At 44.8% G+C, this 24388-nt stretch carries 23 protein-coding genes; all 23 read right to left on the minus strand.

The annotated features are described in order from the left end of the window. Window positions 1–59 precede the first annotated feature (59 nt). Window positions 60–1082, minus strand: coding sequence for a stage II sporulation protein D (gene spoIID, locus QNI29_RS19380; protein ID WP_231417753.1), 1023 nt, complete (start codon window positions 1080–1082; stop codon window positions 60–62). Between the two features lie 615 nt (window positions 1083–1697). Further along, the gene (gene murA, locus QNI29_RS19385; RefSeq protein ID WP_231417752.1) at window positions 1698–3014 is read right to left on the minus strand and encodes a UDP-N-acetylglucosamine 1-carboxyvinyltransferase; all 1317 of its coding nucleotides are present in this window, start codon (window positions 3012–3014) and stop codon (window positions 1698–1700) included. 32 nt (window positions 3015–3046) lie between these two features. Beyond that, a complete protein-coding gene (locus QNI29_RS19390; protein WP_231417751.1) occupies window positions 3047–3787 on the minus strand; it encodes a YwmB family TATA-box binding protein in 741 nt (246 codons plus the stop codon). Between the two features lie 115 nt (window positions 3788–3902). Next, a complete protein-coding gene (locus tag QNI29_RS19395; RefSeq protein ID WP_231417750.1) occupies window positions 3903–4133 on the minus strand; it encodes a DUF1146 family protein in 231 nt (76 codons plus the stop codon). Window positions 4134–4666: 533 nt separating this feature from the next. Next, window positions 4667–5068, minus strand: a complete 402-nt coding sequence (locus QNI29_RS19400; RefSeq protein WP_231417749.1) for a F0F1 ATP synthase subunit epsilon — start codon at window positions 5066–5068, stop codon at window positions 4667–4669. 63 nt (window positions 5069–5131) lie between these two features. Beyond that, the gene (gene atpD, locus QNI29_RS19405; RefSeq protein WP_231417748.1) at window positions 5132–6547 is read right to left on the minus strand and encodes a F0F1 ATP synthase subunit beta; all 1416 of its coding nucleotides are present in this window, start codon (window positions 6545–6547) and stop codon (window positions 5132–5134) included. 42 nt (window positions 6548–6589) lie between these two features. Further along, entirely contained in the window at window positions 6590–7450 is an 861-nt protein-coding gene (locus QNI29_RS19410) for a F0F1 ATP synthase subunit gamma (RefSeq protein WP_231417747.1), read from the minus strand. An 84-nt stretch (window positions 7451–7534) separates the two neighbouring features. Continuing rightward, on the minus strand, window positions 7535–9043 hold the full coding sequence (atpA, locus tag QNI29_RS19415; RefSeq protein WP_231417746.1) for a F0F1 ATP synthase subunit alpha: 1509 nt from the start codon (window positions 9041–9043) through the stop codon (window positions 7535–7537). A gap of 18 nt (window positions 9044–9061) precedes the next feature. Beyond that, on the minus strand, window positions 9062–9607 hold the full coding sequence (locus tag QNI29_RS19420) for a F0F1 ATP synthase subunit delta (RefSeq protein ID WP_231417745.1): 546 nt from the start codon (window positions 9605–9607) through the stop codon (window positions 9062–9064). Beyond that, entirely contained in the window at window positions 9604–10143 is a 540-nt protein-coding gene (locus tag QNI29_RS19425) for a F0F1 ATP synthase subunit B (protein WP_231417744.1), read from the minus strand. Before QNI29_RS19425 ends, QNI29_RS19420 begins: the two co-directional genes overlap by 4 nt. Before the next feature lie 186 nt (window positions 10144–10329). Beyond that, entirely contained in the window at window positions 10330–10542 is a 213-nt protein-coding gene (atpE, locus tag QNI29_RS19430) for a F0F1 ATP synthase subunit C (RefSeq protein WP_284526997.1), read from the minus strand. Window positions 10543–10600: 58 nt separating this feature from the next. Further along, on the minus strand, window positions 10601–11323 hold the full coding sequence (gene atpB, locus QNI29_RS19435; protein WP_231417742.1) for a F0F1 ATP synthase subunit A: 723 nt from the start codon (window positions 11321–11323) through the stop codon (window positions 10601–10603). A 29-nt stretch (window positions 11324–11352) separates the two neighbouring features. Beyond that, the gene (locus tag QNI29_RS19440; protein WP_231417741.1) at window positions 11353–11727 is read right to left on the minus strand and encodes an ATP synthase subunit I; all 375 of its coding nucleotides are present in this window, start codon (window positions 11725–11727) and stop codon (window positions 11353–11355) included. 2 nt (window positions 11728–11729) lie between these two features. Continuing rightward, window positions 11730–11948, minus strand: a complete 219-nt coding sequence (locus QNI29_RS19445; RefSeq protein WP_036779991.1) for an AtpZ/AtpI family protein — start codon at window positions 11946–11948, stop codon at window positions 11730–11732. 688 nt (window positions 11949–12636) lie between these two features. Continuing rightward, the gene (locus QNI29_RS19450) at window positions 12637–14817 is read right to left on the minus strand and encodes a S8 family serine peptidase (RefSeq protein WP_284526597.1); all 2181 of its coding nucleotides are present in this window, start codon (window positions 14815–14817) and stop codon (window positions 12637–12639) included. 341 nt (window positions 14818–15158) lie between these two features. Beyond that, complete coding sequence (wecB, locus tag QNI29_RS19455; RefSeq protein ID WP_231417740.1) at window positions 15159–16313, minus strand: non-hydrolyzing UDP-N-acetylglucosamine 2-epimerase; 1155 nt, start codon at window positions 16311–16313, stop codon at window positions 15159–15161. 22 nt (window positions 16314–16335) lie between these two features. Then, window positions 16336–16965 (minus strand): uracil phosphoribosyltransferase, encoded by a 630-nt coding sequence (upp, locus tag QNI29_RS19460; protein ID WP_231417739.1) that lies wholly within the window; start codon window positions 16963–16965, stop codon window positions 16336–16338. A gap of 445 nt (window positions 16966–17410) precedes the next feature. After that, window positions 17411–18709, minus strand: coding sequence for a globin-coupled sensor protein (locus tag QNI29_RS19465; protein ID WP_231417738.1), 1299 nt, complete (start codon window positions 18707–18709; stop codon window positions 17411–17413). Window positions 18710–20004: 1295 nt separating this feature from the next. Further along, window positions 20005–21240, minus strand: a complete 1236-nt coding sequence (gene glyA, locus QNI29_RS19470; protein WP_231417737.1) for a serine hydroxymethyltransferase — start codon at window positions 21238–21240, stop codon at window positions 20005–20007. A gap of 34 nt (window positions 21241–21274) precedes the next feature. Further along, window positions 21275–21838, minus strand: coding sequence for a TIGR01440 family protein (locus tag QNI29_RS19475; protein ID WP_231417736.1), 564 nt, complete (start codon window positions 21836–21838; stop codon window positions 21275–21277). Between the two features lie 87 nt (window positions 21839–21925). Beyond that, entirely contained in the window at window positions 21926–22363 is a 438-nt protein-coding gene (gene rpiB, locus QNI29_RS19480) for a ribose 5-phosphate isomerase B (protein ID WP_231417735.1), read from the minus strand. Window positions 22364–22368: 5 nt separating this feature from the next. Continuing rightward, on the minus strand, window positions 22369–23691 hold the full coding sequence (locus QNI29_RS19485; protein ID WP_231417734.1) for a methyl-accepting chemotaxis protein: 1323 nt from the start codon (window positions 23689–23691) through the stop codon (window positions 22369–22371). A gap of 21 nt (window positions 23692–23712) precedes the next feature. Then, window positions 23713–24327, minus strand: coding sequence for a low molecular weight protein arginine phosphatase (locus tag QNI29_RS19490; protein ID WP_255688459.1), 615 nt, complete (start codon window positions 24325–24327; stop codon window positions 23713–23715). Window positions 24328–24388: the final 61 nt, after the last annotated feature.

Below are 24388 nucleotides of genomic sequence, written 5' to 3' on the forward strand. Positions count from 1 at the left end.
TTTTATAAAAAATTTTTTAAACTTATTTTTCGACAAATCCGGGATCTTATACGCTTTTTTTACTTCGAGGCCATTTTGGGTAGAAAAGAGTCCACGTTCTCAATCGCCACCCCTTTGTAATAATGGGTTACGATCTCTTTGTAGTCCTTCCCTTCTTGGGCCATGCCGTTGGCTCCGAATTGACTCATACCAACTCCGTGACCATAACCTTTAGTCTTAAAGATAAAATGATTATCTCTGTACTCAACCGTGAAGTCAGAAGACTGGAGTGCAAGCGCCTCCCGGATTTCACGACCTGTGAGCGTTTTGTCTCCAATGGTTGCTTTTGAGATCCGATTACTTTCCGTTTTCTCAATATTGGCTAACACTGGCTTTGTTGGATCGATGTTCACCGCTAACAGGTTCTCCACTTCCGATTCAGAGAATACCTTTTGATCTAAATACTTTGGTGAGGTTTCATCCCACGGACTTGAGACACTTCGAAGATAAGGGATCTCATTCTTCCAGTAATCTTCCGAGTTCTCCGTTTTCCCATTGGACGTGGAGAAGAACGCAGCAAAAATCGGATCGCCTTCAAACGTCAGGATCTCACCCTTTGTTTCCCCAACAGCTTGACGAACCTTCTGAATCTTCCACTCGTAATCCGTGCCCCATATTTGGCGCAGTTCTTCATCGTTCTTGTAGACCTGGTGTTGAACGGTGTCTGTAACGTCCGCTCCGCCCTGAAGCTTCTCTTCTCCTTGGACGAGGTACCGTACAATATACGTTCGTGCCGCAAGGGCTTGTGCTTTCAAGGCTTCGATTTCGAAATCTGCTGGCATTTCAGAGGCGACAACACGAGACACATATAACTCGAGTGGTACCTCCTCCACTTGATTTGCTTGATCACGTAGGACCGATACGACAAAGGCCGGGTTCTCTTCAAGATTGTACTCCGCCACAGCCTCCGTCGCAGCTGGCTGTTCTGTAGCTCCTTCCTTGTTGTGTTCGATAAATGGTACGACAATTAACGTCGGAAGTACGAGAATCATAAGAACTAACACACTTATGATTATAAAACTCGGCCCCTTCCACATCTTCATTCAGAAGCCCCCTTTTCTAGTTACTCTACTATCTAATCTATACAGATTTCCCCTTTAGTAGAACCACAGGTGAGAAAAAGTGTAGATTGTTGTGATGGGACAAGGTGTCTTTGAATAAGGTAAGGGGTGACGTGCTGGGGGTGTCTGAATTACGACTTTTGACGTCTAGATTCATTGGACTCACGTCTAGTTTCTGATTGATGACGACTAAATTACTTAAGGTCATGTCTAGATTCTGGCTAACGACGGCTAAATTCATTGAGATCATGTCTATTTCCTGGCTGAGCACAACTAAATTCCTTAGGAGCACGGCTAGATTTTAGCTAGCTACGGCTATATTCATTGAGATCATGTCTAGATCTTGGCTGATAACGGCTAAATTCCTTAGGAGCACGGCTAGATTCTGGCTCGCCACAGCTAAATTCCTTAAGAGCACGGCTAGATTTTGGCTAGCCACAGCTAAATTCCTTAAGAGCACGGACAGATTCGTTCAGACCATGTCCAGATCGTGTCTGTACCTCCCTGCACCATTACATAACACCTTATTTAGCTTCGATTGAACATAAAAAGAGACTACCTCCATTGGAGATAGTCTCTAGGCTATACGATATCTAATTAAGATGATAAGGATGATTTAACGTCAGTTTGTGGATGATCTTCTTCTTCTTCAACTTCGTCATCAATGCGTTCCACATCTGCACCAAGGGCTACTAGCTTGCTTTCAAAATCAACATAGCCTCGATCTAAGTGCTTCAGTTCAGTGACGCGAGTGTGACCGTCAGCTACTAAACCAGCCACAATAAGGGCAGCGGCTGCGCGAAGATCTGTAGCAGATACTTCTGCACCTTGTAAGGATGAAGGACCTTCAACAATAACAGAACGGCCTTCAATCTTCAGGTTCGCGTTCATGCGACGGAATTCTTCTACGTGCATGAAACGGTTCTCAAAGACTGTCTCTGTAATGACACTTGTGCCTTCTGCTTGCAGCATAAGGGCCATCATTTGTGACTGCATATCTGTTGGGAAGCCTGGATGCGGCATTGTCTTAAGGTCAACGGCTTTTAGCTTTTCAGGTCCAATAACACGCAGACCTTCGTCTTCCTCTTCGATAATGACACCCATTTCTTCCATTTTGGCCACAAGGGACCTTAGATGCTCTTGTTCAGCGCCTTTTACGAGTACGTTTCCTTTTGTGATTGCAGCAGCAACCATAAATGTTCCTGCTTCAATACGGTCAGGAATAATGTTGTGCTCCGCGCCTACAAGCTTTTCTACACCTGTAATGCGAATCGTTTCTGTACCTGCACCGATGACTTTTGCTCCCATCTTATTCAAGTAGTTAGCTAAGTCAACGATTTCTGGCTCTTTGGCGCAGTTTTCAAGAACGGTTTTGCCTTCTGCTAAAGCAGCGGCCATCATAACGTTCTCTGTTGCACCAACACTAGGAACGTCAAAGTAAATACGAGCGCCTTTCAGACGGCCTTCGGTATACGCTTCAATGAAGCCGTTTCCGACATTTACTTTCGCTCCCATAGCTTCGAACCCTTTTAGGTGCTGATCAATTGGTCGAGAACCAATCGCACACCCTCCAGGTAGTGCTACTTTCGCATGCCCATATCTAGCTAATAACGGGCCTAATACAAGGACAGAAGCTCTCATTTTGCGAACATACTCAAACGGTGCTTCTGTTGTCAGCTCTTTTGATGCATCAATTGTAACAGTGTTGTTTTCTACATTTACTTCGGCATTCATATATCGTAAAACTTCACTAATTGTATGAACATCAGCAAGAGCGGGTACATCTTTTAAAATACTTTTTCCTTCACTAGCGATTAAACCTGCTGCGATGACAGGCAGAACAGCATTCTTTGCACCTTCAACTTTTACAGTGCCTGTTAACTTGCTGCCACCGCGGACGATGATTTTTTCCAAGGTCATTCCCCTCCGCGTCCATTTTCTCTATATTAATATTCACTCGTTATTATCGGCGTTCCAAATATGAGGGTTGTCTTTGCGCCCATTCCTTGCCGAAGGGCATACTGAACATTCATCGCCCCATTGTCCGAGTAAGGAAGCGCCTGATTCCATTCGTTTGTAAATCCGGTTACTGAAATAAAACCTGGTTCTGTTAGTGTTTGTAATTTTTCGATTTCTAGTCTTGTACTAAATTTTTCAAGCAATAAAACACCATCTATCTTATCATTTTTATCCGCTTTCACACAAGTGAAAATTGTGGTATTTTCTTGAAAAAAGGCGGATTTGACGCGATTCAGACGGTTTGTCATAAATTGCTTGGTATGAGAGTCCCATGTTGGTCCCGTCATTTTATAAATGATCTCGGCATAAGGCTCTTCATGTTTAGACACAAGTATTATAAATTGTTCGGATCCTGGTATTGATTTATGATGGTTCATTGCAATGATTTTTGTTACATCTTCCGTTTCATGGGTGGTTACCGATAGGTCGGGATTGGTTGATTTGAGCTGATTGAGAAGCGCCGGAAGTTGGTTTTCTTGAAATTGTTCTTTCAAGACGATTTCCCATTGAGTCATAGAAATCCCTTCTTCCGATAAAAACGCGGACACATCTTGGAGTGGTTGCAATGGAGACTGAGTACTCGCCCCAGCACTCATTTGATTCACATATGAGTTCAGAGTAACTGCCAGTAAAATAATAATAAAAAATGGTTTCGTTTTGTTTAACATTTCGCTCTCTCCCCTTGGAAAAAATCATATCTCCATTATCAACGAGAGAGGCATCAAACATACTTCAAAACCTTCGACAGTTCTCGAAAGAAAAACTGCCTGTGTCGGCAGTTTTCTATAAAAGAAACTTTAAATTCTGAGACCATTGCAAATAATCTAAGAAGAAGTTGCTTACAGCTGTTCCAATCGTAATCGTTAAAAACATCAAAAGTACTCGCGCTTCGAATACGCGCCCTTTTTTAATTAACCCATCCAAATTGAGGGCTTGTAAAAGACGCCATGTAATTAAAATAAAAACAATATGCGAAATCATATTCGTAAGCGATTGGTATCCTACTAAATCCATTTAAGTCACACCTTTGCATGCTGGTTTCTACTAAAACTCTGACATTGGCATGCGTAATTGTCAATCTTGGGACGTGACTCGGTATACCATTCCTTTTTTTAAGTTACTCTAAACCTATTCCACTCAATAAAAAGTAGTTCTTCTTCCTTATATCGGTCCATTTCGACAATTTATTTAGGAATTCCTTTTTATGTAATGTATTAATTTGTTAAATTTTAATGAATTTTTGAACTTTCGATGATTCCATTGCTCTCTCTGAGCGTAAGGCAATTCAGGAAATATGATATTTGATGGGGACGCCGTGAGGTCCGTTATTCCAAATAAGTGAAGTTCTGGATGGAGGACTGCGAGACTCCCGCGGGGAAAGGAGCCTAGGGGGAGACCCCGGAAGACGGCTTGCCGTCTGAGGAGGCTTCCCAGCTCCCCGCAGGAAAGCGAGTTGTCCTCCATCCAGACCTAGCACACATACCGAAACGGACCATTCCATGCGAGTCTACTCAAAAGAAAAAGCCTTAAGCTAACATCATGTCAGCTTAAGACTTCTCTATAAGATCTAATCGGTTGAGGGCACGTTTTAGTGCTAACTCGGCTCGGACTAGATCGACGTCATCTTGTTTGGAGTTTTTACGGCGTTCAGCACGTTCCTTCGCTTTGCGAGCACGTTCCACGTCGATGTCTGTTGGAGTTTCCGCTGACTGGGCAAGGATTGTTACCTTGTCAGGTCGAACTTCTACAAAACCTCCGCTTACGGCAATCATCTCAGAGGACTTACTGCCTTTTAGGCGTACTGCACTGATTGCTAACGGTGCAACCAATGGTATGTGCCCTGGCATAATCCCTAGTTCGCCGCTTACCGCCTTACAACTTACCATTTCAAATGAATCTTCTAAAACCGGGCCATCAGGAGTGACAACACTCACAGTTAGTGTGTTCAAGATTACCCCCCCTTTGGGCTGGAATGAAGCGGCATCTGCTTGATACAGGATGCCGCTTTAATATTATTGTTCCATTGATTTCGCTTTTTCAATTACATCGTCAATGCGTCCAACTAGGCGGAATGCGTCCTCTGGAAGGTCATCGTACTTACCGTCTAGGATTTCTTTAAATCCTTTAACAGTTTCGGCAACTGGCACGTAAGAACCTTTCTGACCTGTGAACTGCTCAGCAACGTGGAAGTTTTGAGATAAGAAGAACTGGATACGACGCGCACGAGATACAGTCTGCTTATCTTCGTCAGATAATTCGTCCATACCAAGGATTGCGATAATATCCTGAAGCTCTTTGTAACGCTGCAATGTACTTTGAACTTGGCGGGCAACTTCATAATGCTCTTCTCCAACAACAGCTGGGTCAAGGGCACGAGATGTGGAAGCAAGTGGGTCTACGGCTGGGTAGATACCTTGCTCTGAAAGTTTACGCTCAAGGTTTGTTGTTGCATCTAAGTGGGCGAACGTTGTCGCTGGCGCCGGGTCCGTGTAGTCATCGGCAGGTACGTAGATCGCCTGAATAGAGGTTACGGAACCTTTTTCAGTTGATGTGATACGCTCCTGAAGCTGACCCATCTCTGTTGCAAGAGTTGGCTGGTAACCTACGGCTGATGGCATACGACCAAGTAGGGCGGATACCTCAAGACCACCTTGTGTGAAGCGGAAGATGTTATCGATGAAGAATAATACGTCCTGACCTTGCTCATCACGGAAGTACTCCGCCATTGTAAGACCAGAAAGCGCAACACGCATACGTGCACCAGGTGGTTCGTTCATCTGACCGAATACCATGGCTGTCTTCTTGATAACTCCTGAATCTGTCATTTCGTAGTAAAGGTCATTTCCTTCACGAGTACGCTCTCCAACACCGGCGAATACGGAAATACCACCGTGCTCTTGGGCGATGTTGTTGATTAACTCCTGAATTAATACCGTTTTACCTACACCGGCACCACCGAACAGACCGATCTTACCACCCTTGATGTAAGGAGCTAGTAAGTCTACAACTTTAATTCCTGTTTCAAGAATTTCAGTTTCTGTAGATAGTTGTTCAAATGTTGGTGCTTCACGGTGAATTGGGTCACGACGAAGACCTTCTTGAAGAGGTTCGTCTAAATCAATTTTTTCACCTAATACGTTAAAGACACGTCCTAGTGTAACGTCACCTACTGGAACGGAGATTGGCGCACCTGTATCAACGACTGGTAGTCCACGAGTCAGACCTTCTGTTGAAGCCATCGCTACTGTACGAACCGCATTATCTCCAAGGTGAAGTGCTACTTCTAACGTAAGGTCTACGTTACTTTCGGATTCATCTTTTGCATCGTAATGGACCGTTAAGGCGTTGTAGATCTCAGGCAAGTGGCCTTCTTCGAACTGAACGTCTACTACGGGTCCCATTACCTGTGTAATGCGTCCTTTACTCATGTTTTCCCTCCTAACTTACTTTCACGTTCATCCAGGGCTCGCCTACTCTAAGGCTGCAGCTCCACCGACAATCTCGGTGATTTCCTGGGTGATGGATGCCTGACGTGCACGGTTATACGATAGCGTAAGATCTCCGATAAGATCGTCCGCATTATCTGTCGCAGCTTTCATGGCTGTCATACGAGCAGCATGTTCACTGGCTTTCCCGTCTAATAAGGCTCCGAAGATTAAACTTTCAGCGTATTGAGGAAGAAGTGACTTCAAGATTTGATCCTGGTCTGGCTCATATTCATATGAGCTTAGCTTCTTACCTTCTGTTGAGATATCTGTTAATGGAAGCAATTTCGTTTCTGTTACTTCCTGCGTAATTGCACTTACATAATGGTTGTAGTAAATATACAGTTCATCAATGACGCCGTCAGCATAAAGCTCGACTGCTTCGCTTGCTACATCTTTAATGTCAGCAAATGCGGGCTGGTCTGCCACTCCTGTAATTTCACGCTCAATTGGCATATCACGTTTTGTGAAGAAATCACGGCCGACACGTCCCATTGGGATTACTGTATATTCATCCTTTGAGCTATGTGTATTTTGGATCTTCTGATACACCTTACGAAGCACACTACTATTGTAAGCTCCTGCTAGACCACGGTCTGATGTAATCACAAGGTAACCTGTCTTCTTAACAGGACGAGTGTTTAACATCGGGTGACTCACATCACCACCACCGTTTGCAATCGAAGCTACAACTTCTTGAATCTTATCCATGTAAGGATTAAACGCTCTAGCATTTTGCTCAGCACGATTCAATTTCGAAGCTGAAACCATCTCCATTGCTTTAGTGATCTGTTTCGTTTTCTTCGTAGAACTGATCCGATTCTTTATATCTCTAAGGGATGCCACGCTGTTTCACCACCCTTTCTTCAAAGGTTGCTTATCTGATCTCCAAAGGAGCCAATTAGGCTACTTTGAAGACCGTTTAGTTTATTATTCAGATACGACGAATGTCTTCTTGAAACCTTCGACCGCACTGTTAAAGTCTGCTTTTTCAGGAAGTCCACCTGTTGAGCGGATGTGCTCATAAATCTCTGGTTTGTTCTTTTCGATCCATGTTTGAAGTTCGTCTTCAAAGCGCTGGATGTTGTTGACAGGAATATCATCAAGATATCCATTAACAAGAGCGTAAATGATCGCAACCTGTTTCTCTACTACAAGTGGTTTGTGAAGACCCTGCTTCAGTACTTCTACCGTACGTTCACCACGGTTCAGTTTCGCTTGTGTTGCTTTATCAAGGTCAGAACCGAACTGAGCGAATGCTTCAAGCTCACGGAAGGATGCAAGATCCAGACGAAGGGTACCTGCAACTTTCTTCATCGCTTTGATTTGGGCAGAACCACCAACACGGGATACGGACTGACCAGCGTTAATGGCTGGGCGTACACCTGAGAAGAACAAATCAGATTGTAAGAAGATCTGTCCATCTGTGATGGAAATTACGTTTGTAGGGATATAAGCTGAGATATCGCCCGCTTGTGTTTCGATAAATGGAAGGGCTGTTAGTGAACCGCCACCTTTTGCATCACTAAGCTTCGCTGCACGCTCAAGTAAGCGAGAGTGAAGGTAGAATACGTCACCAGGGAAAGCTTCACGGCCTGGAGGACGACGAAGTAGCAAGGAAAGTTCACGGTATGCAGCCGCTTGTTTAGAAAGGTCATCATACACAACAAGTACGTTTTTACCGTTGTACATGAATTCTTCACCCATTGATACTCCCGCATATGGAGCAAGGTAAAGAAGCGGAGCTGGCTGAGAAGCACTTGCTGTTACAACAATTGTGTAATCTAGCGCACCGTGCTTACGAAGCGTTTCAACTGTACCACGTACGGTTGATTCCTTCTGGCCAATCGCTACATAAATACAGATCATATCCTGGTCTTTCTGGTTAATGATCGAGTCAACCGCAACGGTTGTTTTACCTGTTTGACGGTCTCCGATAATTAACTCACGCTGACCACGACCGATTGGTACAAGAGCGTCAATCGCTTTGATACCCGTTTGAAGTGGTTCATCAACGGATTTACGGTCCATAACACCTGGTGCAGGTGATTCAATTGGACGAGTCTTACTCGTTTCAACTGGTCCTTTTCCGTCTACAGGTTGTCCAAGTGGGTTAACAACACGTCCTAGTAGTTCCTCCCCTACTGGTACCTGCATGATGCGTCCTGTACGACGAACTTCGTCGCCTTCACGGATCTCAGTAAATTCACCAAGGATAACGATACCGACGTTGTTCTCCTCAAGGTTCTGGGCCATACCCATAACGCCGTTTGCGAATTCAACGAGCTCACCAGACATGACGTTATCAAGGCCATGGGCACGAGCAATACCGTCACCAACCTGGATGACTGTACCTACATCGTTGACTTCAATTTCAGAATCATAATTTTCAATTTGCTGCTTAATCAGCGCACTGATCTCTTCAGCTTTGATGCTCATGCAATTTCACCCCTATCATCATTTGTTTGCAGAAACTAATTTCCGCTCGATTCGCTCTAATTTGCCACTCACACTGCCGTCATAGATGCGATTTCCGATGCGTAGCTTAATGCCGCCAAGCAAGGAAGGATCAATCACGTTGTGAATGCGTAGAGTTTGTTTGTTAAGCTTTTTCGAGAACACGTCTTGAACCATCTTCTCTTCATCTGGGCCTAACGCACGAACTGAATAGACTTCCGCTTCTGCAATCCCGCGCGCTTCGTTGGTTCGCTCAATAAACGCATCAACCATTGCTGGAATCATATCCTCACGATGACGATCGATAGACATGTCTAACGTGTGCGTCACTTCTTCTGAGTATCCTTGAAATACATCGCGCAGTAGCTGTTTCTTCTTATCTTTTCGAATGCGTGGATGCTTTAGAAAAGAGTTTAGTTGTTTATCTTTACGAAAAACTTCCCCAATGGTGCGAAGTTCTTCTTCAAATGTTTCGAGTTTCGATTTTTCCTGTCCGAGTTGAAAAAGAGCCGTTGCATAGCGTTTTGCCACTACTTCGTTACTCATCGCTCTTCTCCTACTTCTTTAATGTACTCATTGATCAGTTTCTCTTGATCTTGCTCAGATAATTCTTTCTCAATTACCTTACTCGCAATACGTACGGACAAGGAAGCCACTTGATCTTGAAGGGCTTGAATCGCTTTTTCTTTTTCAGTCTCGATCTCTTGACGAGCTGATTCTTTAATGCGCTCACCCTCAGTGCGGGCAGCTACAATAATATCTTGTTCCTGCTCTTTAGCAGCTTTTTTAGCGTCTTCGATAATTTGATGTGCTTCTTGGCGCGTCTTCTTCAACTCTTCTTGAGCTTCAGTCGACATGCGCTCAGCATCTTGGCGGTTCTTCTCAGCCGTATCAATTTCGTTGGAAATGTGATCTTGGCGTTCCTTCATAACATTCATCAGTGGTCCCCATGCAAAAATGCGTAGGAGAATTAATAAGATGATGAACGTGAATAGAAGGGTGGCCATGTCTCCCCACGCAACACCGTGAGCTTCTTGGCCTGTCTCAGCGCCCAGAATTAAAAATCCAGTTAATGACTGCACACCATTCACTCCTTTCACACTTATCTGTAACAGGCATGACATTAGAAAAACTCTGCTTTTCACGCCCTAATACGGGGGTAAAGTCGGAGTTTTTCTATGTATCTTGTATTCAATTCTTTTCATTTAAGGTATAAGGAATGGCGAAGACAATACTGGTCGTACTCCGCCATTTTAAATCAAAATCTATTAGCTTCCCATTACGATAAATGCGATAACAACAGCGATGATTGGAATCGCCTCAACTAGTGCAACACCGATGAACATTGTTGTTTGAAGGGCACTACGTAGTTCTGGTTGACGAGCAATCCCCTCTACTGTACGACTTACGATTAAACCGTTACCGATACCAGCACCAAGTGCCGCTAGACCTACTGCAATTGCAGCTGCTAATGCTCCCATACTCATTAAAAATTCCTCCTCTAAAATATTAGATAATGCATTACTTAAATTTTATAAATTAATGATCGTGACTCACTTTGTGAGACATATAGACCATTGTTAACATAACAAAGATAAACGCCTGAATCGCACCGACGAATACACTGAAACCTTGCCAGGCAATCATCGGGATAATACCGCCAAAGAATCCTCCGATACCAGAGGTCATAAGGCCAGCCAGTAGTCCTAAAAGAATCTCACCGGCGTAGATGTTACCAAATAGTCGGAGTCCAAGTGTTAAGGTGTTCGCAAACTCCTCAATAATCTTAAGTGGGAATAAGAAAGGCAGCGGACGGAAAAATTCCTTCCCGTACTCTTTCACTCCTTTAATCTTGACCCCATAGTAATGCGTTAGCACAACGACCATTGTTGCAAGTGTTAGTGCTAATGCTGGATCTGCAGTTGGTGATTTCCAATAGATTGTGTGATCCACACTAATCATTGTTATAACCCCAAGCATGTTTGAAACAAAGATGAACAAGAGTAATGTTAATCCTAGTGGCAGGAATTGCTTCCCTGTCTTCCAATCCATGTTGCTGCCAATGATCCCCTTTACGAAATCAATAACCCATTCCATAAAGTTCTGCATCCCCGTTGGCTTTCGTTTTAAATTAGCTGTTGCTGATACAGCCAAAATGAAAACGATAACAGCACTGACGATAATCATTAGCACGTTGGACATGTTGAAATCCAGCCAGGATATGTCAAGTACATCCGTAACCATAGGTTGTTTGTGATCCAAATTCTTCACCTCTCTTCCTTGGGCTAATCTTATTTATCTCTAAATCTAGAGATTAAAAATTCTATCATAATAACAACGTACGTTGTCATTAATCCAATAACGACTGCAATTAAGTGGAAATGTTGTGAATATTGAAGTGCAATAAGAATGGCTAAACCCGCAGCAGCAAACCTTGAAAAGGTTCCTAATGTTCTGCTGGTTCTGTTCTCTGAAGCAGCTTGTCCCATTTGTTTAATCTTGCGCTGCATTAGCCAGAGGTTAAAAAAACTAATAGCAGCTCCCAGGAGCAAACTCATAAAAATGACTTGGTAATCTGTAAACCCAGCACCGAGTACAATCAATGCGAGAAGGTATAACATCCATTTTCTTTGGCGGGTAATCATCTGTTGGAATTGTTGTGGCATGTTTAATCTTCTCCCGTGTATTTTCGCACTAAATAGATCGTGCCATATGTACCTGCGGCTAGTCCGGTGAAAAGACCTAGGATTAGAAAGAGTGGTGATGTGGTAAACTGGTTATCAAGCCAGCGTCCGAAAAAAATTCCTACTAATGTGCATCCGGATAGTTGGGATAAGATCCCACTCGTCAATGCCATAGCTTTAAATGGATTATCATTCGAGGCCATGAAAACAGCTCCCACTTAAGTTTTCATAGAAATCTTAAAAATTTTGTCGTTTTATGAAAACCTTATCATTCCGCTTAAATTAGCATACAATAGGGGTTTTCTATTGTCAATCCGTTTGTGAAGAAAAGTCATCGCTGTAAAAATATGTGAGTAAACATTCAAATTGTCACAAATTCATTATTTCACAAGTGCACCCGTATTGTACACAAATACCCTTTTAAAATCAAAAGTATTTTTTGGTTATAATACGCTTTCGGACGCATTCATTTCGACCCCGTTCACTTTGTGACGTTTTTGTGAAATTTTTAAAAGAGGCTGTTCCAAAAAGTTGTCGCTCAACTTTTGGAACAGCCTCTTTTATTTAGGACGTATGTCTTTATGTTGGAACCTGTCGAATTAGAGGGGTTCTTGCTTTGAGATGGGAGTTTCTGAATGTTAGGTCACAGACGTTCTCGACGCTAGACCTTGCCTTCTCGATGTCGAAGTCCTTTTTCTAGACGTGCGAACCACTTTTCTAGACGTCGGGACTTGTTTTCTCGATGTTGAAACTCATTTTTTCGATGTCGTGACGGGTTTTCTCGCCGTTAACCCCCGTTTTCTTGACGTGCAGATAGGCTTTCAGGACGTCGCTTCCCACTTTCTCGACGTCCTCCCTATAATCAATCCGCCCCCTCCCCTACCCTTCTATTTAAGGAAAAGTCTGGCCAATGGTAATCGGGGTTTCGAAGGACTGTGTTACTCCACCTTGCTTCACTGTTACAACAGCCAGGTAGGTTCCATCCTCGCCCACCTCTTTTTTATCTAGTGTACCTTCTACCATTCCTCGAGCTACATCTTCATTTTTAAATAGAGGTCTAATGTAGCGGAGCGTTTCCGGATCATATAAATCGACTTCTAGCAGATCGGCTGCAAGTGGTAAGTAGAGTTTGTATTGATACTCCTCTTCTGAGAATGGTTTGAGCGAGAATTCAAGACCCATGGCTCGTGGGAACTCGGCTTCTTTTGTAAGAGCTAAGTATGGAAGCTGATAGGTTTTATGATCATCTTTTAACTCAAGCCACCCTTGTATAAATGTTTCTTCGTTCCGCAGATTATGCTGGTGAATCGATAAAGAGATCGGCACCGTCTTCTTCTCCCCTGGTTGAAGCGAGAAGCTCATCGGGAGCTGAAAGCGGATGCCCCTTTCTTGCTTAGGTATGGTGAAGCGGTAATCTTGGGGCTCGTCGCTTGAATTCTCTACAGTAATCTTAGTCTCCCGCGTTTCTGTGTCATCAAGTATTCGACCAAAAGCTAAACGACCATTGTAGAGAATGGACGATGGCTCAGCAGCTGCGAGTGGTTCAATGCGTCCCATTCCCTGGGCGATCGGCTCTACATTTTCTCCGTTTGCTTCCTTTAATACGGTAGCTGTTGAAAGGAGTGCAGCTTTTAACTTCTCAGGTCCCCAATCAGGGTGGGCTTCTTTTAATAAGGCTAACGCTCCTGCGACATGGGGGGCTGCCATGCTCGTTCCTTGAAGGTCCTTATATCCTCCTGGAACTGTACTGGTAATGGCGACGCCCGGGGCAACGATGTCAGGCTTGATGTCCCAGTTCCACGTCACAGGGCCTTTTGAACTAAAGCTTGCAATTGTATCTTTATTCACTTGAAACTTTGTTTCGAGCCAATTGTTCGTGTCAGCTATTTGTTGTTTCAGCCACTGTCCCTGTTCTTTTGTTAAGGCTGCAACCGGAATGGTTACGTCTCCTTCAATGGCACCCTGGAACTCTCCATCTTCGTTGTTATATATAAGAGCTGCTACTGCACCGGCTTTTTCAGCCATCATGGCTTTCTCCGTAAACGTCACCTCTCCCCGCTCTATTAACGCAATTTTGCCTTGGACGTTTTGAGTGATTTGTTTACCGAGACCAGCTGAAGCAACCGTGTAAGTTTTTCGAAGATCCCATGGTTCAGAGCCCATCATGGGCATAACAGGGAGCGCTTTTCGCGAAAGGGCATCATAAAGATACGGAATTTGGAGCGGTGGCGTCGAAGCACCGACAGCAATAGATTTTATAGCTGTTGCCGGAGATCCCACCGTCCACTCCCCTGGCCCGGAGTTTCCGTTTGAGATGACCATCGCGACTCCCATATCTACAGCTTGGTTGACCGCGATACTCGTTGGCCAGTCGGGCCCGTTTACAGAGCTACCTAGAGAAAGATTGATAATGTCCATCCCGTCTTCGACCGCCTGCTCGATCGCAGCTATGACCTGAACAGAAGAGCCGACTCCACCAGGACCTAGCGCGCGGTATCCGTATAGCTCCGCATCTGGCGCCATGCCTTTTAGTTTGCCGTCCGCTGCTATAATTCCTGCCACATGGGAGCCATGAAGAGTAGGTTCCCCTTGGGTTTCGAGCGTTTCCATCGGATCCTCATCAAGGTCGACGACATCATACCCGCCTTTAAAATTCTTCTTCAAATCAGGATGGTTGTAGTCAATACCGGTATCGATCACGCCGACCTTCACTCCTTTACCAGTATAGGGAGTGGATCTGAATGGATCCTTATTTTCTAAGACAAAGGGAACACTTTCATTAATATGCACCTGGTAGGTTTGCGAGGGAAAAGACTGCTCTACGAAGTCGGACTTTTCTACCCGTTCTAAATCCCTTACCGATCCACGAAGAGCTAGCCCTTGCAAAAGCGTGTCATACACATGGATCACTTCAACGCGAGGGTGGTACTTCTCAATATAGGACTTCCATTTATGTGCATCATCTTCCACTTCAATGATAATCGACTGTAGCTCCCGCTTCCCCATCGCCTGCTGGCCAGGACTGCCTAATAAGAAGCTAAAGAGTACCATAACGACAACGATTTTCTTCAAACAAAACCACCACCCTTTTCCTCTATCTTCTGAAAGAACCCTCCACTTCATACATAGAAACTACACTTTAGTGCTTTGCAGAAATGGTGGGTGTCTGACACGCTTTAGCGCTGTAGAGGATCAGTGGGTGTCTGGCACGCTTTAGTGCTGTAGAGGATCAGTGGGTGTCTGGCACGCTTTAGTGCTGTAGAGGGTCAGCGGGTGTCTGGCACGCTTTAGCGCTGTAGAGGGTCAGTGGGTGTCTGACACACTTTAGCGCTGTAGAGGGTCAGCGGGTGTCTGGCACGCTTTAGTTGGGTAAAGAAAAAAGCAAGGGACGCGGGGTCCTCTTGCTTTTATCATTAGTCGTCTTTGGTTGTGAAGGGTTGTGGTTTTTCTTCCTGGTAGTTGAAGAAATAGCGCATGGCTTCTGCGATTCGGGCGGATGCTTGGCCGTCTCCGTATGGGTTGGAGGCTTTCGCCATTGCATCGTACGAAAGGTCGTCCGATAGCAGTTCGTTTGCCATGGAGAAGATATTCTCTTCGTCTGTTCCGGCAAGTTTTAATGTACCTGCTTTAATTCCTTCTGGGCGCTCGGTTGTGTCACGAAGGACAAGAACCGGTACCCCAAGGGACGGCGCTTCTTCTTGAACTCCCCCACTATCTGTCATGATCAGGTGAGATCGTGACGCGAAGTTGTGGAAGTCGATAACATCAAGTGGCTCAATTAAGTGAATACGGTCGTCCCTGCCAAGAATTTCGTTGGCTGCTTCCTGGACCGCAGGGTTTAAGTGAACCGGGTAAACCACTTCAACGTCTTCATGTGTTTCCACTAAGCGTTTGATGGCTTTGAACATGCCACGCATCTTGTCGCCTAAGTTTTCACGACGGTGTGCAGTAACGAGAACAAGACGTTTGTCTTTCCCTTTTTCTAAAATCTCGTGTGCATAATCGTCTTTAACTGTTGTCTTAAGCGCATCAATCGCCGTATTTCCTGTGACAAAAATATTGTCCTCAGGTTTATTCTCATCCAATAAATTTTGCTTGGACTGATTGGTTGGTGTGAAATGAAGATCAGCCATTACGCCTGTAAGCTGACGGTTCATTTCTTCCGGGAACGGAGAGTACTTATTCCATGTGCGCAGTCCCGCTTCTACGTGCCCAACTGGGATCTGGTTGTAGTAAGCTGCAAGACTTGCTGCAAATGTTGTTGTTGTATCTCCGTGAACAAGCACAACGTCTGGCTTTGTTTCCTTCATGACTCCATCAAGTCCTTCAAGAGCACGCGTTGTGATCTCTGCTAAGGTTTGACGGGATTTCATAATGTTTAAATCAAAGTCAGGTGTAATGCCGAAGATCCCCATTACTTGGTCCAGCATTTCACGGTGTTGAGCTGTCACGGTAACAATTGGTTCAAATTGGTCTGAACGTTTTTGGAGTTCCAAGACGAGAGGGGCCATCTTAATGGCTTCAGGTCTTGTCCCAAAAATCGTCATGACTTTTATTCGTTGGCTCATGTCGTTCACTCCAAACAAAACTTTATTTCGTTCCGAACAGACGGTCTCCTGCGTCTCCTAAACCTGGTACGATATAACCTTTTTCATTTAGTTTCTCGTCCATTGCCGCAAGATAGATATCTACATCAGGGTGTGCTGCCTGAATTTCTTCGACACCTTCAGGAGCGCCAACCAGGCACATTAAGCGGATTTGCTTCGCGCCGCGCTTCTTAAGTGAGTGGATGGCTTCGATAGCAGAACCACCTGTTGCAAGCATTGGGTCCACAACGATCATTTCACGTTCTTGAACGTCGCTTGGAAGTTTCACATAGTATTCAACTGGCTTAAGCGTTTCAGGATCACGATAAAGTCCAACGTGACCTACTTTCGCTGCTGGAATTAAGTCTAAAATTCCATCTACCATACCTAGTCCTGCGCGAAGAATAGGGATAATCGCAATCTTCTTACCTGAAATCACTTGGGATTTCGCTTCTGAAACGGGTGTTTGAATCGTTACTTCTTCAAGTGGTAAATCACGTGTGATTTCAAACGCCATTAAAGCTGCTACTTCATCTACAAGTTCACGGAATTCCTTCGTTCCTGTTTCTGTCTTCCGTATGTACGTTAGTTTGTGCTGAATAAGAGGATGATCAAATACATAAACCTTACCCATGAGCCGATCTCTCCTTTAATTGAATAGTTTGCATCCTTAAAATTGTACTGAATTCTGGGTTGTGTTTCAAGATGCATGAAACAATCTCTACACAAAATATTCTAAGGTCCTTTTGGCTTTTGTGACGGTTTTGTGAATTTTTTTCTTCTATTATATAGAGCCTTACATATTCTTACTTAGTTTACCACAAAAAAGCCCGTTTCATGAAAAAGCTAGACAGACTAATTTTTAATGATGAGTGAGACATAGGAGGCGCTTTACTACGGTACAGTATTGATGGGTGTCAGACACCCTTTACTTCGCTACTGCGCTGATGCGTGTCTGACACCCTTCACTTCGCCACCGCACTGACGGGTGTCTGACACCCTTCATCCCGCTACTGTACTGAAGGGTGTGGATACTGAAAAAAACTCCAACTCATAAGGAGTTGGAGTGTGGGTTCAGTTTATTCTTCTGTTTTGTTTAATAGTTTTTGCGCGAGGCCGGACAGGTTGTCGGTGGTGCCATGGATATCTTGGATGGCATCGACGATCAGGTCAAGGTCTTCTTTATTTCGGTTGAACATGTCTACGTATTGGTTCATTTCCATCTTCACTGTTGCTAGTCCATTCGTGACTTGTTTCATATCTGTTTGGGATTGCTTCGTTGAAGCGTTCATTTCCTGCATGGATACTTGCAAGGTCTGAATGTTTTCGTTGCTTTCATTTGTAATTGAATTGATTTGATTACTCATTTGCTTGGAGTTTTCTGCTAGTTTTCGCACTTCTTCTGCTACAACAGCGAATCCTTTTCCGCTTTCTCCGGCACGAGCCGCTTCAATGGATGCGTTTAAAGCCAGTAGATTCGTTTGGTCCGCGATGCCTTCAATTTGGTTTGTGATAGATGTAATTTGTTGAGACAGATCATCTAGTTTTTCCATGGTTGCCATGCTGTTATTAAACTGTTCAAGCACCGTTTGGAAAGAGTTCAGCATTTCATTTACTTTTTGATCATTCATATCTGTTAAAGAAATTAGATTCTGACTGCTCTTTTGCGTATTCTCTGTGTCTTTCCGAATCCGGTCCGCTTTCTCAGACGTTTCGTTCATGGACGCATCTGTCTGTTCTACAGAAGCTGCTACTTCCTGACTAATCGCCACTAATTCCCGGCGAAGCATCTCGTTCCGATCATTGGCTTCAATTGCTTGTGATGCTTTCACAGCTAGGTAATGATCTACTACAAGCTGACTATCCAGATTCATTATATTCGTTACCGCCACCAAAATATCAGAGAGCTTGTGGGGTTGATCCTGATAAGATTCCACCACTTTTGGAATCAGTAAGTTGCTAAGAGCGGAATATGTAGCAAGGAACCAGGCAACCGGAAGCTCCACACCACCATGGGTGCGTCCAATTCGCTTACGCATGTTCATATACGCTTCATCAATATTTCCGGAAAATGCACTATCAAAATACTCGACAAATACTTGCTTCAGTTTGTCATGAGAACTATGATTCGTTGCAATTTCATTTAGTCGAGGGTGAGCATACAAGTGCTCCAATACTTTATCCAGCAGTTGATCGCTCAATGCTAACACAGCTGGTTTCACTTCTTTCACTGTAGCAAGCTGTTTATCCGTTAAACTCATATAACTTAAACGTCCGGTAAGATCCTGGTCATCGACTGTTACAGGCGTTCCCATATCTGCATACGCACTCGCTGCTTCAAATCGGGCCGTTGGTCTCTTTTTTGTAAAAATACTCATCGTAATTCCCCCTTTATTCCTTCTTCTTATATCGGCTTTAGGTGGAGGAAACTTAATCTTGCTAGCGCATTTGATAAGTTGCGGTTCAGATTAGGATGAGGAGGTGACCATGGACAGACTTTGACCTTTTGTTTCGCTAGAAATTTCTTTATTGCATTCTTGTTTTCTTGGTTGCTTGGATTTCTTTCTTTATTACTCTTGAGACTTTGTGCATTCTGGGTTTGGTTTAGACACTGGGGCGGGGGTTTCTGCATTCCGCTCACGGTTTCGACACTCAAACTTTGGTTTCATCACTCTATCTCAGTTTTCTTCACTACTCCAACTCCTTTCTTCATAACCCCGACTTCTTTCTTCACTCCAAAACCACTTTAGACATTACAGAACCTCTATCTTCACTCCACATCTAGTTTAAACACTCTGACCAAGCTTTCTGCATTCCGCTCTCCCTTTCGACACTCAAACCCCGGTTTCTTCACTCCATCCCGGCTTTCTTCATTACTCGAACTCCTTTCTTCATAACCCCAACCTCTTTCTACACTTCAAAACCACTATAGACATTCCAGAACCTCTATCTACACTCCACATTCGGTTTAAACACTCCGACCACGCTTTCTGCATTCCGTTCTCCCTTTCAACACTCAAACCCCGGTTTCTTCACTCCACCCTGGCTTTCTTCACTACTCCAACTTCTTTCTTCATACCCCCAACCTCTTTCTACATTTCAAAACCACTTTAGACATTCCAGAACCTCTAACTTCACTCCGCATTCGGTTTAAACACTCCGGCAACACTTTCTGCATTCCGCTCTCCCTTTCGACACTCAAACCCCAGTTTCTTCACTCCACCCCGGCTTTCTTCACTACTCCAACTTCTTTCTTCATAACCCCAACCTCTTTCTACATTTCAAAACCACTTTAGACATTCCAGAACCTCTATCTACACTCCACATCCGGTTGAAACACTCCGGCAACGCTTTCTGCATTTCGATCCTACTTTCGACACTCAAACCCCAGTTTCTTCACTCCACCCCGGCTTTCTACACTACTCGAACTCCTTTCTTCATAACCCCAACCTCTTTCTACATTCCAAACCCTCTTTATACATTCTAGAACCACTATCTACACTCCACTTCTGGTTTAAACATTCTGACCACGCTTTCTGCACTCCGATCCCACTTTCGACACTCAATCCCCGTTTTTCTACACTCCGCCCCCGCCCACACCACTCACTCCCCACCAACACAAAACAAAAAAGCCTCTCCCCAAAGGGGAGAGGCTCGCTCACACTCAATCTACTTATGCATATAACTCAAAACGAGACGTTAAGGCCAGGACGCGGTCGCGGGCTTCGGCTAGTTTGCCTTCGTCTTCGTGGTTGTTTAGGGTGAAGGCGATGATGGATGCGATCTCATCCATTTCTTCTTCTCCGAAACCACGGGATGTGACGGCTGCTGTTCCGATGCGGATGCCGCTTGTGACGAATGGGCTTTCTGGATCGAACGGGATCGTGTTTTTGTTCACTGTGATTCCGATGTCATCCAGGGCTTTTTCGGCTACTTTTCCTGTTAGGTTCAGAGGACGTAAGTCTAGTAAAAGCAAGTGGTTGTCTGTTCCACCTGATACGAGACGGACGCCTTCTTTTTGTAAGGATTCACCCAGGCGCTTGGCGTTGTTGATGATTTTCTCTGAGTAGTCTTTGAAATCATCTTGAAGAGCTTCCTGGAAGCTCACTGCTTTGGCTGCGATGACGTGCATAAGTGGGCCGCCTTGCATGCCTGGGAATAAAGCTTTGTCGATTTTCTTCGCATATTCTTCTTTACAAAGGACCATGCCACCACGTGGACCGCGAAGGGTTTTGTGTGTTGTGGTCGTTACGAAGTCTGCGTATGGTACCGGGTTTGGATGGTGGCCTGTTGCCACAAGACCGGCTACGTGCGCCATATCCACAAGCAGGTAAGCTCCTACTTCGTCCGCGATTTCACGGAATTTCTTAAAGTCAATGGAACGAGGGTACGCACTTGCACCAGCTACGATGAGCTTCGGCTGTACTTCGCGGGCTTTCTCAAGTACGGCTTCGTAATCGATTTGTTCTGTTTCCTGATCGACGCCGTAGTCTACAAAGTTGTACAGTTTCCCGCTGAAGTTAACAGGGCTGCCGTGTGTTAAGTGGCCGCCGTGGTTTAAGTTCATACCAAGTACTGTGTCACCTGGATCAAGCACTGCAAAATAAACCGTCATGTTCGCTTGAGCACCTGAGTGAGGTTGAACGTTGGCGTGGTCCGCTCCGAATAATTTTTTGGCGCGGTCGCGAGCAAGGTTCTCTGCAATATCGACGTGTTCACACCCGCCGTAGTAACGTTTGCCAGGATAACCTTCTGCGTATTTGTTCGTTAATACAGATCCTTGAGCTTCCATAACGGCTTCAGATACAAAGTTCTCCGATGCAATCAGTTCGATTTTCTCCTGCTGACGCGTTTTTTCGAGTTGAATGGCTTCCATAATTTCTGGATCAACTTGTTGTACGTGCTTCATGTGTACGTCCCCCTTTAAATTCGTTTCGCCCTTCCTAATCACAGGTAACGGACGATGGTTCTTCTATTGTGTAAACTGCCCGGTTGCCACCAATGAGCTTCGGACGAGATCGCGCATTTGTCACGTGAGCCTCTCCGATCGTCTTTTGCTTAAACCTGACAGGTACAGCTACTTTCTTCAAATGCATGCCAATAAACGTATCGCCAATATCGATCCCGGCGTTTGCCGTAATCTCCTCAACGACCACTGGGTCTTTCATCTGATGATACGCGTGCGTGGCCATGGACCCTCCCGCTTTGCGGACCGGAATGACTGACACTTCTTCTAAACGGTGTTCACGTAAGACGTCTCGTTCTAGAACGAGCGCTCGATTGAGGTGCTCACAGCATTGGAAAATGAGCCTGACTCCGCATTGATCTTTAAGACGCGCGAGTTCTTCGTAAAGATCCTCAGCGATCTTCTGACTTCCGCTTGTGCCGATGTGTTCTCCTGCGACCTCACTTGTGGAACAACCCACTACGAAAAGGTCGCCCTCTTTTAAGTATGAACTGTCGATCCATTCATCGACAATTTGCTTTATGTCCTCTTTTACAGTCATGGAAGGATTCCTCCCTTTTATAATCAGAGGCATAATGGACGAAAAGGAGAAGGAAACACACAGACGCATTCCTTCTCCTTCCTCGCTTTATGCTTCGTATTCCGAGATTTTAGAAACGCGGTTTGCGTGGCGTCCGCCTTCAAATTCCGCACTTAACCAAGTCTTTGCAATTTCACGCGCAAGACCAGGTCCGATTACACGCTCACCCATTGCAAGAATGTTTGAGTCATTGTGTTCACGCGTTACTTTTGCCGTGAATAGGTCGTGAACGAGCGCACAGCGCACGCCTTTTACTTTGTTCGCAGAAATAGACATACCGATGCCTGTACCACAGATCAGGATTCCGCGGTCAAATTCGCCATTGGCTACGCGTTCTGCTGCAGGAATGGCGTAATCTGGGTAATCGACAGAACCTTCACAGTCACAGCCGATGTCCTCAAATTCAATGTTCATTTCTTCTAAAAGGCTTGTTACTTCCTTACGAATGTTCACGCCTCCGTGATCTGATGCTACGATAACTTTCATGATGATCATCCCTTCTCTATATCTGTAATTCGAAATCGGTGGATTTGTTGTCTTAATCCGTCCGCTTGTTCCTGAAGCGCATGGGCAATCTGATCAATGGATTCGATTAATTCTGTCTGATGCTGTACGGATGAGCTTGCTTGAAGCGTACCGGCTGAGGTTTCTTCTGCAATGGCTGAGACTTCTTGTGATTGAATCGATGTCGATTGGAGTGACGTTAACTGCTGGTCTACAAGGGCAGAAATCTCCTGGACCGCTAACGCAACTTCGTTAACAGACGTCGACATATCCGCGATCGCCTGATTGGTCTCTCCGCCACGATCCGCTTCACGGCGAGCAAACTGAACCCCATCGGTAATCTTTTGGACCACCTGTGAGACATCTTTTTGCATATTTTGAATCAGATCAGAAATGCCTTTAACCGCTTTGCCGCTCTCGTCAGCAAGCTTCCGCACTTCTTCTGCGACGACAGCGAAGCCTTTTCCATGCTCACCGGCACGGGCTGCTTCGATGGACGCGTTTAAAGCCAGCAAGTTCGTTTGCTCGGCAAGGTTGCCAACAAGGGAGATGATGTCTCCCACTTTCTTGGCGTTCGTTTCCATGCGTTCGACCGCTTCTAAAGAAAGCTCCTGCTCTTCTGCGATGGACTGGATGCCTGTTACGAGTGAGTGAACGACTTTCTCGCTGTCTTGCAGCGTTGCGATCATGTGTGAAGACATCTCATGAGAACGCTGCGCTTTTTGTTGAACTTGTGTTGCGAGTTCGGTTGTTTCTTCGATCGCTTCGGCTGTTTGTTGAATGGCAGTAGATGAGTTCTCTGAGCCTTGCGAAATTTCATCGATCGTCTCTGATATAAGCCGCGCTTGATCTGTCGCTTGTTCGGTTGCCTTTTTTATGGCGGTTACCGATTGATTCGTTTCCCCGAAATTCTGGTCAATGTTATGTACCATGCCTCTTAAATTGGTCATCATCGTTCCAAAAGCTGTACCGAGGGAGCGAATTTCGTCGTCTGATTTAGAGACAGCCACTTCATCCGTTATATCCCCAAGAGCTGCTTTAGCGGCGATTCCTTCCAATTTAAGAAGAGGTTTTGTAATAAAACCGGCTGCTACATAAGCAAGAATGCCTGACCACAGTATGCCGAGGGCGAACGTGATCAACGTAAACGGCACGATGCCAAGACCGATGGTATCTTTCATCCGGTCATACAGCACATAAATGAAAAAAGCGCTCGTTGAATACGTGATTACAGCAAGCGCTGTGATGAACACAACAAGCTTTAATCTGAGACTAAACCGATATTTCTTTTTCTCCGCCACTTCTGCCATCTCCCTACAAAAACCTTTGTCCTACTTATTGTCTAATTTTTCGATAAGAAGTTCAACATGTTTTTCAATTTCTGTAAGCGTTTTTTCGTAGGTATCTGCATCCCCTCCAAATGGATCGGAAATGTCAGAGTTAGGTAGATTTGCTTCGATTTCACGGATGAGTGAGATCTCTTCGTTCAGGTGTTGCACTAAGGCCTTTTCTAGTTCTTGCGGCGTGTTATATTTTTGGCGATTCTTTTGTAAAAAGACTGCCTTTCTATCTTCTAAAGTAGAGTAAGCTTCTTTAAGCTGCTGCCACTGATTGTGATCATTCTGGAGAACGTATTCTTTCAGCGTAAACACGTTATCTTCAAAGCGCGGATACTCCATCACAACGCTTTGCTTATGCTGCGCGGTCATGGTTAACACAAGGTCCGCCCACCTCATCAGATCGAGTGAAAGAGGTTGCGACTCGTGCTTAAGGGAAATCCCTTTCTTCATAAGAGCTTCTTCTGTCCCTTTAGAGGCTCTTGAACCCTTATGAGCAAAGATCCCAGCTGACCTTACTTCGATGTCTCCATTCTTCTCCCTTAACAAGGCTTCTGCCATCGGACTTCTACATGTATTCCCTGTGCACACAAACAATATATGCTTCATTCTCAATCCTCCACTAATGTGCTTATCTTACCTGCATTATAACATATGAACCGAGGAAGAC

It is taken from the genome of Pontibacillus chungwhensis (assembly GCF_030166655.1).
GTDB lineage: Bacteria > Bacillota > Bacilli > Bacillales > BH030062 > Pontibacillus.

Coding starts and splice junctions, on each gene's coding strand:
- QNI29_RS19395 (WP_231417750.1), bottom strand. CDS start 4,133: ATGGATTTAGTAGGATACCAATCGCTTACGAATATGATTTCGCATATT.
- QNI29_RS19440 (WP_231417741.1), bottom strand. CDS start 11,727: ATGCCACAACAATTCCAACAGATGATTACCCGCCAAAGAAAATGGATG.
- atpD (WP_231417748.1), bottom strand. CDS start 6,547: ATGAGTAAAGGACGCATTACACAGGTAATGGGACCCGTAGTAGACGTT.
- QNI29_RS19390 (WP_231417751.1), bottom strand. CDS start 3,787: ATGTTAAACAAAACGAAACCATTTTTTATTATTATTTTACTGGCAGTT.
- QNI29_RS19445 (WP_036779991.1), bottom strand. CDS start 11,948: ATGGCCTCGAATGATAATCCATTTAAAGCTATGGCATTGACGAGTGGG.
- QNI29_RS19485 (WP_231417734.1), bottom strand. CDS start 23,691: ATGGCAGAAGTGGCGGAGAAAAAGAAATATCGGTTTAGTCTCAGATTA.
- QNI29_RS19490 (WP_255688459.1), bottom strand. CDS start 24,327: ATGAAGCATATATTGTTTGTGTGCACAGGGAATACATGTAGAAGTCCG.
- atpA (WP_231417746.1), bottom strand. CDS start 9,043: ATGAGCATCAAAGCTGAAGAGATCAGTGCGCTGATTAAGCAGCAAATT.
- QNI29_RS19420 (WP_231417745.1), bottom strand. CDS start 9,607: ATGAGTAACGAAGTAGTGGCAAAACGCTATGCAACGGCTCTTTTTCAA.
- upp (WP_231417739.1), bottom strand. CDS start 16,965: ATGGGTAAGGTTTATGTATTTGATCATCCTCTTATTCAGCACAAACTA.
- wecB (WP_231417740.1), bottom strand. CDS start 16,313: ATGAGCCAACGAATAAAAGTCATGACGATTTTTGGGACAAGACCTGAA.
- QNI29_RS19475 (WP_231417736.1), bottom strand. CDS start 21,838: ATGACTGTAAAAGAGGACATAAAGCAAATTGTCGATGAATGGATCGAC.
- spoIID (WP_231417753.1), bottom strand. CDS start 1,082: ATGAAGATGTGGAAGGGGCCGAGTTTTATAATCATAAGTGTGTTAGTT.
- rpiB (WP_231417735.1), bottom strand. CDS start 22,363: ATGAAAGTTATCGTAGCATCAGATCACGGAGGCGTGAACATTCGTAAG.
- glyA (WP_231417737.1), bottom strand. CDS start 21,240: ATGAAGCACGTACAACAAGTTGATCCAGAAATTATGGAAGCCATTCAA.
- QNI29_RS19465 (WP_231417738.1), bottom strand. CDS start 18,709: ATGAGTATTTTTACAAAAAAGAGACCAACGGCCCGATTTGAAGCAGCG.
- atpE (WP_284526997.1), bottom strand. CDS start 10,542: ATGGGAGCATTAGCAGCTGCAATTGCAGTAGGTCTAGCGGCACTTGGT.